The organism is Streptomyces sp. NPDC054786, from assembly GCF_053611685.1.
Genome location: NZ_JBSHAW010000043.1, coordinates 37,018 through 50,843, shown reverse-complemented (window position 1 = coordinate 50,843; position 13,826 = coordinate 37,018). Strand labels below are relative to the sequence as shown.

Annotated in this window: 8 protein-coding genes and 1 pseudogene; 3 read left to right on the top strand and 6 right to left on the bottom strand. The window is 72.1% G+C overall.

Going from position 1 to position 13,826, the window contains the following annotated elements; all coding sequences use genetic code 11:
* The first annotated feature begins 470 nt into the window (after window positions 1–470).
* The gene (locus tag ACWGI6_RS30510; RefSeq protein WP_453270497.1) at window positions 471–1,868 is read left to right on the top strand and encodes an NADP-dependent succinic semialdehyde dehydrogenase; all 1,398 of its coding nucleotides are present in this window, start codon (window positions 471–473) and stop codon (window positions 1,866–1,868) included.
* Window positions 1,869–2,080: 212 nt separating this feature from the next.
* Here ACWGI6_RS30510 and ACWGI6_RS30505 read toward each other — a convergent pair whose 3' ends face one another.
* On the bottom strand, window positions 2,081–4,225 hold the full coding sequence (locus tag ACWGI6_RS30505; protein ID WP_453270496.1) for a SpoIIE family protein phosphatase: 2,145 nt from the start codon (window positions 4,223–4,225) through the stop codon (window positions 2,081–2,083).
* 520 nt (window positions 4,226–4,745) lie between these two features.
* On the opposite strand from ACWGI6_RS30505, the pseudogene ACWGI6_RS30500 reads away from it, so the two are divergent.
* A pseudogene (locus tag ACWGI6_RS30500) lies at window positions 4,746–6,200 on the top strand (glycoside hydrolase family 30 protein); the annotation flags it as partial.
* A gap of 75 nt (window positions 6,201–6,275) precedes the next feature.
* Here the strand turns inward: ACWGI6_RS30500 and ACWGI6_RS30495 are convergent.
* The 4 genes from ACWGI6_RS30495 to ACWGI6_RS30480 form a co-directional block, all read right to left on the bottom strand.
* The gene (locus tag ACWGI6_RS30495; RefSeq protein WP_453270495.1) at window positions 6,276–7,496 is read right to left on the bottom strand and encodes a metallophosphoesterase; all 1,221 of its coding nucleotides are present in this window, start codon (window positions 7,494–7,496) and stop codon (window positions 6,276–6,278) included.
* A gap of 378 nt (window positions 7,497–7,874) precedes the next feature.
* Complete coding sequence (locus ACWGI6_RS30490) at window positions 7,875–8,384, bottom strand: DUF1990 family protein (RefSeq protein ID WP_453270494.1); 510 nt, start codon at window positions 8,382–8,384, stop codon at window positions 7,875–7,877.
* 283 nt (window positions 8,385–8,667) lie between these two features.
* On the bottom strand, window positions 8,668–9,450 hold the full coding sequence (locus ACWGI6_RS30485) for a crotonase/enoyl-CoA hydratase family protein (protein ID WP_453270493.1): 783 nt from the start codon (window positions 9,448–9,450) through the stop codon (window positions 8,668–8,670).
* On the bottom strand, window positions 9,450–11,117 hold the full coding sequence (locus tag ACWGI6_RS30480) for an acyl-CoA dehydrogenase family protein (protein WP_453270492.1): 1,668 nt from the start codon (window positions 11,115–11,117) through the stop codon (window positions 9,450–9,452). The genes ACWGI6_RS30485 and ACWGI6_RS30480 overlap by 1 nt, the downstream gene beginning before the upstream one ends.
* Before the next feature lie 80 nt (window positions 11,118–11,197).
* Here ACWGI6_RS30480 and ACWGI6_RS30475 point away from each other — a divergent pair, with 80 nt between their 5' ends.
* Window positions 11,198–11,968 (top strand): PaaX family transcriptional regulator C-terminal domain-containing protein, encoded by a 771-nt coding sequence (locus ACWGI6_RS30475; protein WP_453270491.1) that lies wholly within the window; start codon window positions 11,198–11,200, stop codon window positions 11,966–11,968.
* 373 nt (window positions 11,969–12,341) lie between these two features.
* Here the strand turns inward: ACWGI6_RS30475 and ACWGI6_RS30470 are convergent, their stop codons facing one another.
* Complete coding sequence (locus ACWGI6_RS30470) at window positions 12,342–13,817, bottom strand: amino acid permease (RefSeq protein WP_453270490.1); 1,476 nt, start codon at window positions 13,815–13,817, stop codon at window positions 12,342–12,344.
* Window positions 13,818–13,826: the final 9 nt, after the last annotated feature.

Genomic DNA, 13,826 nt, shown 5'->3' with positions numbered 1-13,826 from the left:
GTAGAGCGCGACCGGCTCACCCGGCGTCGTCCGATCAGGTCACATACGACGCTCCCGGCCCGTGCGCAACCCGTCCGCGGCAATCCACCGTGCGCCGGGGCCATGGACGGGCGAAACTCGGGTACGGGGGCTCATGTGCCACTAGCCGTCTCATTCTGGAGGCCCGCAGTGCAGCGGCAACCGCATACGCGCAGTGAGCGCACGCTCGACCGCGATCCGCAGCCCACACCTCCGGATCCGGGAGGCCCTCCGCCCGCCCCGGACCCGCTTCCCGGCCCGCCGAGCCCGCCTGGGCAACCGGATCCCATACCGCCGGAACCGTCGCCGATACCCCGTCCGCCCGGACCCGATCCCGACCCGGTCCCGGAGCCGTCCCCGGCTCCCTCGCCGCTCTCCTAGGAGCCGCCCGGACCTTTCGCCCCGCATGCCAGGGGCACCCCCGCTCCCGCACGACCAAGGAGGTGACGATCATGGCGATCGCCACGGTCAACCCGGCCACCGGCGAGACCCTGAAGACCTTCGACGCCCTCAACCCGGGCGAGATCGAAGATCACCTGGTCCGGGCGGACCAGGCCTTCCAGGAGCACCGCACCACCAGCTTCGGCTACCGCAAGGAGCGGATGCTCGCGGCCGCCGACCTGCTCGATGCGGACCAGGACGGCATCGCCCGCACCATGACCACCGAGATGGGCAAACCGCTGGCCCAGGCGCGCGCGGAGGCGGCGAAGTGCGCCAAGACCATGCGGTGGTACGCGCACCACGCCGAGGCACTGCTCGCCGACGAGCACCCGGACCCGGCCGATGTCAGCGACTCCGGCGCGATCCGTGCCGTGGTGCGCTACCGCCCCCTCGGCACCGTCCTCGCGGTGATGCCCTGGAACTTCCCGCTCTGGCAGGTCGTACGGTTCGCCGCGCCCGCGCTGATGGCGGGGAACACCGGGCTGCTCAAGCACGCCTCGAACGTGCCGCAGACCGCGCTCTACCTGGAGGAGCTCTTCCGCCGCGCCGGTTTCCCCGAAGGCTGTTTCCAGACCCTGCTGGTGGGGTCCCGTGCGGTCGAGGACATCCTGCGTGACCCGAGGGTGGTCGCCGCCACGCTCACCGGCAGCGAGCCGGCCGGCCGCGCGGTGGCGTCGACGGCCGGTGACGAGGTCAAGAAGACCGTCCTCGAACTCGGCGGCAGCGACCCCTTCATCGTCCTGCCCTCCGCCGACCTGGACAAGGCGGTCCGTGTCGGGGTCACCGCACGCGTCCAGAACAACGGACAGTCGTGTATCGCGGCCAAGCGGTTCCTCGTGCACCAGGACATCTACGACGCCTTCGCCGAGCGGTTCACCGACCGCATGGCCGCGCTGACCGTCGGCGACCCGATGGACGAGCACACCGATGTCGGGCCGCTCTCCAGCGAACAGGGCCGCTCCGACCTGGAGGAGCTCGTCGACGACGCGGTCCACCAGGGCGCCACCGCACTGTGCGGCGGCCGGCGGCCACCGCAGCACTCCACGGGCTGGTTCTACGAGCCGACCGTGCTGTCCGGCATCACCCCCGGGATGCGGATCCACCAGGAGGAGGCGTTCGGCCCGGTCGCCACGCTCTACCGCGTCGCCGACCTCGACGAGGCGGTGCGCCTCGCCAACGACACACCGTTCGGGCTCAGTTCCAACGCCTGGACCCGGGACCCGGAGGAGCAGCAGCGCCTCGCCCGCGATGTGCAGGCCGGCGGTGTCTTCTTCAACGGAATGACCGCCTCCCATCCGGGCCTCCCCTTCGGAGGCGTCAAGCGCTCCGGCTACGGGCGGGAGCTCTCCGGGCACGGCATCCGCGAGTTCTGCAATATGACGACGCTGTGGTTCGGACCGGAGGACTGAACCGACCCGCCGGGGCCGGCCGCCCCTCGGTGGGCGCATGCGCCGGAGCGGTTTGCGTCATGGACGTGAAGGTGTACGTTCCGGTCAGGTCGAGTCGGCCAACGGCCAGGTTGGTCGGCTCGGCCACTGCCGGTCCTCGGGAACCAGTGCGCATTTCCCGCCCCCGGCAGCTGAATTGACGCGGACTCACCACCCCTGGACGGCCCAGGTGTTCAATGCACCGCTTCCTGCCCGTCCGGCACCGCGAACTCGCACCACAGCGCCTTGCCCGCGCCGCGCGGCTCGGCGCCCCATTCGTCCGCGAGCGCCTCGACCAGCATCAGCCCGCGCCCGGAGGTGGCGGTCTCGCCGGGGCTGCGCCGCCGGGGCCACCGGCTGGAGCGGTCCTCGACCTCCAGCCGGATCCGGCGCGGGGTGCCCGGCAGCAGCTCCATGGAGACCAGGGCGCCGCTCTCGGTGTGCGTCAGCGCGTTGGCGATCAGCTCGGAGGCGGCGACCTCGATGTTGTGCATGACGGTGCCCGCCCGCCACTGGTCCAGCGTGCGGCGTACCGCGGAGCGGACCTCCGCGGTACCCGAGGGGTCGGCCTGATGGACATGCAGCCGCAGCCGCGGGGTGGCGGCGGCCCCGGAGCCGGGCAGCCGGTGCAGCAGCAGGAGGGCCATATCGTCCTCCGAGCCGGGGTCGGCCCACAGATGGTCCGAGAGCCGGTCGGCGAGCGCCTCCAGTTCCGTGGGCCCGGTGCGGACCGCAGCGGACAGCGCGTCGATGCCGGAAGAGATGTCCTGGCCGGGTTGTTCGACCAGGCCGTCGGTGCACAGCAGCAGCGTCGACCCGGGCTCCAGGAACAGCTGGGTCTCCGGGAAGTGGTCGTGCCCGAAGAGCGTGGCCAGACCGAGGGGCAGCCCACCGCGGACCTCGGGCCAGTCGATGTGCCGGGAGCTGTTGCTGATCAGCGGGCCGAGATGGCCGGCCCGTGCGATGTGCAGCGCCCCGGATTCCATATCGGCCTGGATATAGGTGCAGGTCGCGAAGCGTTCGGTGTCCAGCTCCGCCAGAAAGCGGGACGCCCGTACCAGCACGGTCTCCGGCGCGTGCCCCTCGCTGGCGTAGGCGCGCAGGGCGATCCGCAGCTGGCCCATCACGGCGGCCGCATGGGTGTCATGGCCCTGTACGTCGCCCACCACGAGCCCGATCCGCCCCTGGGGCAGTGCGATCACGTCGTACCAGTCGCCGCCGATGTCCCGGCCGACGCTCGCCGGGTGGTAGCGGACGGTGACCGCGCCGCCCTCGATCGGCGGGAGCCGGCGCGGCAGCATCGTCGCCTGCAGCCCCGTCGCGAACTCCCGCTCCTGGTCGAAGAGGGTCGCCCGCTGTACCGACTGCGCGACGACACCGGCCAGCGCCAGCGCCAGGTTCCTGGCCTCCGGCGACTGCACCGCGGGCTCGGCGTTGAACAGCCCCAGCGCGCCGATGACGGTGTCCTGCGCCACCAGCGGCAGGAACGCCGCGCTGCCCGCCGGCAGCACCTCGTTGTACGGGCGCAGCCGCGGATAGCGGGCGATCAGCTCGCCGCGGGTGCTGAGGAAGATGGGCCGCCGCGAGCGTGCCGCGTCCGCCAGCGGCAGGGTGTCGTCCAGCCGTGAGGTCATCATGTCGTCGGGCACCTCTCCGTCCAGCCCGGCGGTGGCGATGACCTCGAACCGGTCGTTCTCGACCAGGCCGAGGACCAGCCCGTCCGCGCCGAACCGCCGGGCGCCGCCGGTTCCGGTGAGCACCCGGGTCACGTCCTTGACGGACAGCGCACGGCCCAGCGCGGCGGTGGTCTGCTGCACCATCACGGTCTGCCGCTGCCGCTCCTGCTGGAGCGAGCGCAGCAGCGCGGAGTCCGCCAGCTCGCTGGTCGCCTCCCGGACGATGCCGATGACCCGGTACGGCACCCCGTCCGCGGTGTGCAGAATCCGCCCCTGGGAGTGTGTCCAGCGTTGGGTTCCGTCGCGGCACTGGACCCGGAAGTAGGCGCCGTAGGACGAGTGACCGTCCCGCAGGGCCTGGGAGAGTGCCTCGTCCAGCCGACGGCCCTCCTCCGGCGGTACCCGCTTGACCAGGGACACCGGCGTGCCGTCGTACTCCCCCGGGCGCAGATCGAAGACGTCCATGGCACCGGAGTCCAGGTTCATCGAGCCGCGGTCCAGGTCCCAGTCGAAGGTGCCCATCCGGTTGAGCGAGAGCCGCTCGCGCAGGGCGATGGGCTCGCGGTGCGACACCCCGGGCGCGTCCTCCTCGACGAGGCGCCAGTCCCGGTCGGCCCGCGGGTCGTAGTCGTGGTCGAACGGATCAAGGGGCACGTCGGTCATGGCGTGCCACGCCTTGCGGCCACACGGCGCGGGATGTGCACACGCAGGCGCCGACGGCAGCGGTGCATCGCGGCAGCGCCCGGGGACCCCGGGCCGAGCACGCCTCGTGCCCACGGTCGCGGGCCGTTGACCGGGGCCGATATCCACCGGAACGCGGCCATGCGCTCACCCTAGGCGCGGGCCGGAAGACCCGCATTTCCGGTGCCCCGGATGCCCTCCAGGGGTGCGGAGGACGGGTGACGGTGCCCACGGGGCCACTGCGTCACCCGTCCGGCGCTGTCGGCCGCGGCCGGGGCACCGGCCCGCGGAGGGTGATCCCGGGCCGGGCGTTACGCCCCGGTAACTCGCCCGTCGCGCAGGGCTCCTGACGCGGTACGTTCAAGGTCCGAGCCAACGGGCCGAACCGCCGGCCGCACCCCACAGGCCGGCAGCATCAGCAGGGCCGTGACCTCACCGGCTCGCCGGGCGGACCCCCGGCGAGCGCGTCGGCCCGCCCTCGCTACCGGAAGGCACCCCCACCATGAGATCCCGAACAGTCCGGCGTGCCCTGACCGGCGCGGCCGGGGCGGCCGCGGCCCTCCTCGTAGCGTTGTGGGTGGCCGCCCCGTACCCCGCCGCCCCGGAGCGGATGCAGGTCTACCTCACCACCACCTCCGACCCCGGCGGCCGCCAGGTCGTCAAGGGACTGGAGAAGCAGGCCCCTGTCCCCTTCACCCCGGGTGCCGCGGGCGGCATCACCGTCGACGAGTCGAGGACCTACCAGCGGTTCGAGGGCGGCGGGGCGTCCTTCACCGACACCGCCGCCTGGCTGCTGAAGAGCAGCGGCACGCTGAGCAAGGCCACCCGCGACGCCACGCTGACAAAGCTCTTCGACCCCGTCGAGGGCATCGGCCTCGGCTTCGTCCGCAACCCCATGGGCACCTCCGACCTCGCCCGCTTCGGCTACACCTATGACGACATGCCCGCCGGGCGGACCGACCCGGACCTCAGGAACTTCTCCGTCGCACACGACCTCGCCGGCGTACTGCCGCTGACCGCCCGGGCCCGCACCCTCAACCCGGCCGTCAAGGTGATGGCCTCGCCCTGGAGCGCACCCGCCTGGATGAAGGACAACGGGAAGCTGGAGCAGGGGCGGCTGCGCGCGAGGTACTACGCCACCTACGCCCGGTACTTCGTGAGGTACCTCCAGGCGTACCGGGACCGAGGGGTGCCGGTCGACTATGTCTCCATCCAGAACGAGCCCAACTGCTGCTCCGGCTATCCGTCCATGCGGTGGAACGCCTCCGGGCTGGCCTACTTCACCAAGAACGACCTGCTCCCCGCCCTGCGGCAGGCCGGACTGTCCACCAAGGTCCTCGCACTGGACTGGAACTGGGACCGCTACGACGAGTTCGCGCGGGCCACCGTCGACGACCCGGCCATCCGCCACCACCCCAACTTCGGCGGGGTCGCCTGGCACGGCTACGGCGGCGACGTCGCACAGCAGACCCGGATGCACGACCGCTATCCCGGCCTGCGGGCATACGACACCGAGCACTCCGGCGGACGGTGGATCGACAACCAGCAGCGGGAGGACATGCACAACCTCATCGACTACACCCGCAACTGGGGCCGCAGCTGGGTCAAGTGGTCGCTCGCCGTGGACCAGAACGGCGGCCCGCACCATGGGGGTTGCGGCAACTGCACCGGGCTGGTCACCGTGCATCACGGCGACGGACGGCGGCACGGCACGGTCGACTACACCGTCGAGTACTACACGATGGGCCACCTCACCAAGTTCGTGAAGCCCGGCGCCCGCCGCGTCGGCTCCACCGCCTCGGCCACCGTCCCCAACGTCGCCTGGCGCAACCCCGACGGATCCCGGGCGCTGATCGCCTACAACGCCACCGGCAGTACCCGGCGGACCGCCGTCAACTGGGGCGGCCGGCACATCACCTACGATCTGCCGGCCGGCGCCGCGGCCACCTTCACCTGGTAGGCCCGGCAGCGCCGCTTTGCCCCACCCGGAGAGCCGTCCCGGGCGAGCGGCACTCCGGGACGGCTCCCGCCGTCAGGCGTGCGCCGGCGCCGCCGCGACCGGCCGGGTCTGGCGGGCCCGGTGCCGCAGAGTGGCCTGCCGCGTCGGCACGTCGACGGTGTACGCATCGATGGTCAGCCGCGCGCCGGACACCTTCAGCACCATGAAGCCGTGGTCGGAGAAGTTCTGCCAGGCCGCCGCGTGCCCGAAGTGCGCCTTGCCGTCCTCCGTCTTGGCCGAGGCACCGCACACCACCTGCCGGGTGCCGCCCGTACGGGCCGTCGGCTCCAGGATCTGCAGTGTGTGATCGTGACCGGACAGAATCAGATCGGCCCGTCCGCACACCACCTTCTCGTACATGTCCTTGAGATGGACACCACTGGTGTAGTTCCCGATCTCGAAACCGTCATAGGAACCGGCGCTGCCGTGCTTGCCGTTGTTGAGGTACGGGTGGTGTCCGATCACCACCTTCCAGCGGGCCCGCGAGGCGCGCAGCGCACCCTCCAGCCAGCTCCGCTGCTCGCGCATGTACGGCCCGTCCCACCGGTAGTACGGGTCGAGCTGGGCGACATACGACGACCAGGGAATGGTGTCGATGGCGAAGAACTCCACCAGCGGATCGGCGGTCGGCAGCGGCACGCTGTAGTAGCGGCCCGGCATGTACCAGCGCCGTGACGTGGTGGCATAGGCGACCTCGCGGTCACCGCGCGAGGGGTCTCCGCCGCTGCCGGGGATCAGCCCCGAGCAGTCGTGATTGCCCAGCACCATCAGCCACGGCACATCGATGCCGCTGTTCGGCTTCTCGAACTTGTCCCGGAACTCCTCGTCATGAGCGGACTCGGGGCCGTTCTCGTAAATATTGTCGCCGAGCCCCACCGCAAGGCCGATGCCCTCGGCCTTGCAGATATCCCGCGCGGCGGCCGCCACCGCGTACTGCGCTTCGTCCCCCGTCCCCGCGTCACCGGTGACCAGAACCGCGAACTCGCCCTTGCCATCGGGGTGTTCGGGGAACGGAAAGGCCCCGGGGCCGCCGAGGCGGGGCTCGGCGGACGCGGGGGACTGGGCCGGCGAAGGCAGCACCGCGAGCGCCGCACCGGCCATCGCGCCGCCCAGCAGCGTCCGCCGGTTCACCCACTGCGGAACGCGTCCCGTCGTACGCATCGGCGGCCCCCCGGCCGTCGTGGCCGAGCCGGCCCGCAGCCACTCCTGCTCGGTCATGTCCGCCTGCGGCGGGATCAGTTCGTCTTCACACATGCCTGGTTTCTTTCACGATCGGCAGAGGTGCTGGTGACGAAATGATGAAGCCGAGGTGGACGTATGGCGATCGTGAGCCGCATCGCTACGCGTCGGTAACAAAGCGTATTTCAGGGGCCATCAGGGGGTGAGCGGAGCGCCGAACCAGGCGGTGAGAGCGTGCTGGAGACAGCTTTGCTGTCGCCCGGCCGCGTCCGGCGAGGCGGCCGCTTCCGGCGCCGCCCACGGCCCTTGCGATAGGTCTCGGCCAGCCGGGTGTGACGGCCGGACAGCCGCCGCGGCAGATGCGGTCCGGGCGTGGCGGGCGCGGCGAGCGGGATCTCGGCGCCGTACACCCGGTGCAGTCCGTCCCGTAGCTCCCCGATCGACATCGGGGAGTCAGCGGGGGCCGGCGAGGCGGCGCAGCGTCCGGCCGAGGTGGCGGGCGTACCGGCGCTGGAACACGGGGACCAGCGGGCCGGCGAGCCGGGTGACCGGCCGGTCCGGGCGGCTGAAAGCGGTCACGGTGAACCACACCCAGCCGTCGTCGCGCAGCTCGGCGACGAACGCCTCCTCGCCGGACTCGGGATGCCCCTTCCTGGCCCCGTACCCGAAGCCGATGCGGTCCTCCTCATCGACCGTCCACACCACGGTGCACGGTGCGCGCAGCCGCAGCGGGCCGATGCCCAGCGAGACCTCGACGTCCACTCCCGGCGCGGCCCGCGGGGCGTCGGACCGGATGCGGGCGCCGGCCGCGCGATGCATCCGGAAGGTGGTGATCGCCTCGCCCGCCGCGGCCAGCACCGCCCGGCCGTGACCGACCGGTAGCTCCTCATGGAGGTGGTGGTAGCCGGGTGGCAGCGGGGTGCGCCGAGTGCCGCCCTCCTCGGGGTAGTTCAGATCGCTCACGGGTGTACTCCTTGAGGGACGGGCCGGGCCGGGCGGGGGAGGGTGACGGTACGCGGAGAATGTCAGGCGTTCAATGACGCCCGCCCCTCTGCGGCGGCCGCTCCGACGGCACCGCACACGGCCGTGACCAGGACGGAAGCAGGGCGGAACGGGAACGGCCCCGGAATGGTCCCGGGGCCGTTCCCGACCGGGGCGCACCCGGCGCGGACGGATGCCGACCGGCGCCCTGACCGGGTGATCACGCGGGGCGGCGCGCCGAAGCCGGACTTCCACAGGGCACGCCCTAGCTGTGTTGTTCCCCCTGGCCCCCGTCCGGGACCCCGTGCCGTCCCGCCCCCGCGGCGAACCGCGCCGCACCCTCCATCGACTCGGCCAACACGGCCTGGCCGTAACGGAGTTCAGCGGCCATCGCCGACTGCTCGTCCCGACCCTCCTGGTCCAGCAGGGAGGCGCGGTCGCTGCGCAGACACGCCTGCGGGAAGCGGGCGATCTCCGCCGCCAGCAGTTCCGCCTCCGCGCGTGCCGTCCCGGCCGGCACCATACGATGGACGAGACCGATGTCCAGCGCCTCGGCGGCCGGAACCGGACGCCCCGTCAGGACCAGGTCCATCGCCCGGCTCGCACCGATCAGCCGCGGCAGCCGCACCGTACCGCCGTCGATCAGCGGCACCCCCCAGCGCCGGCAGAACACCCCGAAGACGGCGTCCTCCTCCGCCACCCGGAGATCGCACCAGAGCGCCAGCTCCAGACCGCCGGCCACCGCATGGCCGGCCACCGCCGCGATCACCGGCTTGCCGAGCCGCATCCGGGTGGGCCCCATCGGCCCGTCCCCGTCCGGGGTCACGCGATTGCCGCGCTCGGTGCCGATCGCCTTGAGGTCGGCACCGGAGCAGAACGTCCCGCCCTCACCCCACAGCACCGCGACCCGTGCGCCGTCGTCGTCGTCGAACTCCCGGAACGCGGCGGCGAGTTGCCCGGCCGTCGCACCGTCCACGGCATTACGGGACGCCGGCCGGGACAACACCACCGTCGTCACCGGCCCGGCACGCTCCACCCGTACGGACATCAGACCCCGCTCCCGGCCGTCGCATCCGGCGTCCCCGGCCGGGTGCGCTCCAGGATCGAGGCCAGGTCGGCGGCGGCCGGCAGGGTGCCGAAGGCATTGCCCCACTCCCCGTCGAGTCGTGAGGCACAGAACGCATCGGCGACCGCAGGGTGGCTGTACCGCACCAGCAGCGAGCCCTGCAGTACCAGCGTCATCCGCTCCGCCAGCGACCGGGCCATCAGCTGCGCCCGCTCCGGATCGCCGAGCCCGCCGAGCATCTTGCGGACGCCGGCCACCGCCGCATCCAGCCGGCGGTCGGCACCCGCCGCGGTCTCCACCTCCGCGAAGAATGCGTCCAGCGCGGCCGGTTCCTTGCCCAGCGCACGCAGCACATCGAGCGCGGCGACATTCCCCGAGCCCTCCCAGATGGACAACAGCGGCGCCTCCCGGTAGATCCGCGGCATGCCGGAATCCTCGACATAGCCGTTGCCGCCCAGGCACTCCAGCGCCTCCGCCGCATGAGTGCTGCCCCGCTTGCACACCCAGTACTTCCCGGCCGCCAGTGCCAGCCGACGCAGCGCCGTCTCCCCGGCGTCCCCGGCCTGCGACCGGTCCACCGCCGTCGCCAGCCGCAACCCCAGCACCGTCGCCGCCTCCGACTCGACCGCCAGGTCGGCGAGCACCGAGCGCATCAGCGGCTGCCGGCCCAACTCCCGCCCGAAGGCCTGCCGGTGCGCCGTGTGGTGCAGCGCCTGCCGCAGCCCCGCCCGCATCCCGGCCGCCGACCCCAGCACACAGTCAAGCCGGGTCACGTTCACCATCTCGACGATGGTCCGCACCCCACGGCCCGGCTCCCCGACCGGCCAGGCCACCGCCTCGTCGTACTCGATCTCGGAGGAGGCATTGGAGCGGTTGCCCAGCTTGTCCTTGAGCCGCATCAGCCGCATGCCGTTGAGCGTGCCGTCCGGCAGCACTCTGGGCACCAGGAAGCAGCTGAGCCCCTCCTCGGTCTGCGCCAGCGCCAGAAAGACATCGCTCATCGGTGCCGAGGTGAACCACTTGTGGCCGGTGAGACGGTAGGTGCCGTCGCCGGCCGGGGCCGCGCGGGTGGTGTTGGCCCGTACGTCGGAGCCGCCCTGCTTCTCCGTCATCGACATGCCCGCGATCAGGCCCGACTTGGTCAGCGGCGCCCGCAGCCCGAAGTCGTAGCTGCGGGCGGCGAGCAACGGCTCGTACTGTGCGGCGAGTTCCGGCGCGGCGCGCAGCGCGGGGACAGCGGCGTACGTCATCGAGACCGGGCAGCCGTGCCCCGCCTCGGCCTGCGACCAGACATAGAACTTCGCGGCACGCACCAGATGCGCCCCGGGGCGGTCGTCGGCCCAGGGCGCGGCGTGCAGACCGTGCTCCACCGCGACGGTCATCAGCTGATGCCAGGCCGGGTGGAAGGCGACCTCGTCGATGCGGTGTCCGAACCGGTCGTGGGTGTGCAGCCGGGGCGGCTGCTCCTCCGCCCAGCGCGCCTGGTCCTGCACCGCAGCGGAACCGGCCAGCGCGCCGAGCTCGGTCACTTCCCGGCTGCCCCACTCGGCGCCGTCCCGGAGCAGCGCCTCCAGCAGGGCCGGCTCGTCCGCCGTACTGAACCCGGTCAGCGGCGGAGCCTGATTCACGACTTCATGAGTGACGGTCATACCGTTGACGTTACAGAATCAGAACACCCGTGGGAAGTGTGTAATGCGGACGTCCGGCGTCGCTAGAATTTCGTGCACACATGAACGACGACACCGGCACTCCCGACGACACCGAGGCCGCCGCCCGCGCGCTGCGGCCGCTCACCGCACGCTCCATCGTGCTGAGCACCCTCCTCGGCCATCACCCACCGCGGCTGCCCGCGCGCGCCCTGGTGCGGGTCGGCGAGCTGTTCGGCATCGCCGAGGGCACCGTCCGGGTAGCGCTCTCCCGCATGGTGGCCGCCGGCGATCTGCGGCAGGCCGACGGCGCGTACGCCCTCACCACCCGCCTCCTGGCGCGCCAGGCCCGGCAGGACGAGAGCCGCTCACCGAGGACACGGCCCTGGAGCGGGGACTGGGAGATCGCCGTGGTCGCCACGGCGGAACGCCGGCCGCCGGCCGAGCGCACCGCACTGCGCCAGGCCATGGCGGCACTGCGGCTGGCCGAACTCCGCGAGGGCAGCTGGCTGCGCCCCGCCAACCTCGACCGGCCCCGCCCCGCCGTCGTCACCGAGCAGTGCACCTGGCTCACCGGCACCCCGGACGACGACCCCGCCGCGCTCGCCGCCCGGCTGTGGGACCTGACCGGCTGGGCGCGCCGCGCCCGCGCCCTGGCCTCCGCACTGGACCGCGCCGACACCCTCGCCGACCGCTTCACCATCGCGGCGGCCGCCCTCCGTCATCTCCTCTCCGACCCCCTGCTCCCCGCAGAGCTCCTGCCCGAGGACTGGCCCGGCGGCCAACTCCGCCTGAAGTACGCCGGGTTCGAGACCGAACTGCGCGATCTGCTGCGGCAGTACCTGGCCTACTAGGAGCTGTCCGGCGGCCGGGTGACTCTTTCGGCCGGCCGGCCATTACATGACGCCGCTGTCCCGTCCCGTCGGCCGAGCTGCACGCAGATGACGCATGACGACGTCCTCACGGCAGCTCGGCCCTTTCACGCCGGGAGCCGCCGCCGACACTTCGGCCGCCGCCACTGCCTCTTCGAGGAGCGTCGGCTGCGGTTTCTCGGGGGCAAAGGGGAACGCCGTGATCTATCAGTGGGGTCCGGGCCATCCCACCGGCGGCAAGAAGAAACTCAAGCTGAGCGTACGAGACCGGAAGGCCGACGGGCGGCAGGTGGGTATCCGCCCCGGACCCGTAGCCGCCCCGGACCCGTATCCGACCCGGAGCCGCACCGCCGCTTCAGGCGCGGCGCGCGCCGGATGCGTCCGAGCCGGCCCCGGCCTCCACCGCGCCGGAATCCTCCGGCCGCGGCGTGCCGGCCGGTCCCTTCCTGCGGCGCAGCTCGTACGCGGCCAGCACCACGGCCACCGTCAGCAGACTCAGCCAGAACTGCGACCGGCTGTCCGGCAAGAACGCCATCGCCGCGATCACCGACGCCATCAGCGCAATGGTCACCCAGCTCAGCCACGGGAACAGCCACATCTTCAGCGTCAGCCGCTCCGGCTCCGTGTGCTCCAGCTTCCGCCGCATCCGCACCTGCGCGACCGCGATCGCCAGATAGACGAACAGGGCGATGGCACCGTAGGAGTTGATCAGGAACGAGAAGACGACACCGGGCGAGATCCAGGCCGCGATCACCGACAGATAGCCGACCGAGGTTCCGGCCAGCAGTGCCCGGCGCGGTACCCCGCTTGCGCTGACCTTGGTGAATGCGCGGGGCGCATCCCCGTGACGGGTGAGCGCGAACAGCATCCGGGAGGACGTGTAGAGAGCGGAGTTCAGGCAGGACAGCACGGCGATCAGCACCAGTGCGTTCATGACCGTGCCGGCCGCGGGCACCGCAAGGCGGTCCAGCACCGCCGCGTACGGGCTCACCTCGATCGCCTGCGACGTCCAGGGCACCACCGTGACGACCAGGAAGATCGACAGTACGTAGAAGGCCACCACCCGCAGCACGATCGAACGGATCGCGTCCGCCACCGCCCGCTCCGGTTCGACCGACTCGGCGGCCGCGATCGTGACGATCTCCGCGCCGGTGAAGAACCCGATGCAGGGCACGACGGCGTCGAGCACCGCGCCGGCGCCCTCGGGCGCGAAGCCGCCGTGCGCGGTCAGATTGCCCAGCCCGCCGGGGGCGTCCGGCCACAGCCCCAGCACGAACAGTGTGCCGAGGAAGAGAAACACCACGATCGCCAGGACCTTCACCGACGAGAACCAGTACTCGAACTCGCCGTAGGAGCGCGCCGAGACCATATTGGTCGCGGTCAGCAGCGCCATCAGCACCAGGCTGACGGCCCACAACGGGGTGCCGGGAAGCCACAGTTGGACGATCCGTCCGCCGGCCACCGCCTCGACGGCGACCACGATCACAAAGAAGTACCAGTACAGCCAGCCGACCGTGAACCCCGCACGCAGCCCCAGGGTCTCGCGGACATGGGCGTAGAAGGACCCCAGTGCCGGGCGGGCGACGGTCATCTCGGCCAGCATCCGCATGATCAGTACGGTGAGCACCCCGGCCGCCAGGAAGGACAGCACGGCGGCCGGACCGGTGGACCGTACGACCACCCCGCTGCCCACGAACAGCCCGGCCCCGATCACCCCGCCCAACGCGATCAGCTGCATATGGCGGCGCTTGAGTCCCTGCTGCAGACCGCCCGGTGCCGTCGGCGCCCCGGTCTCCGTCGCGCTGTCGTCCCGTACCGTTCCCGTGCTCATGGAGACCGA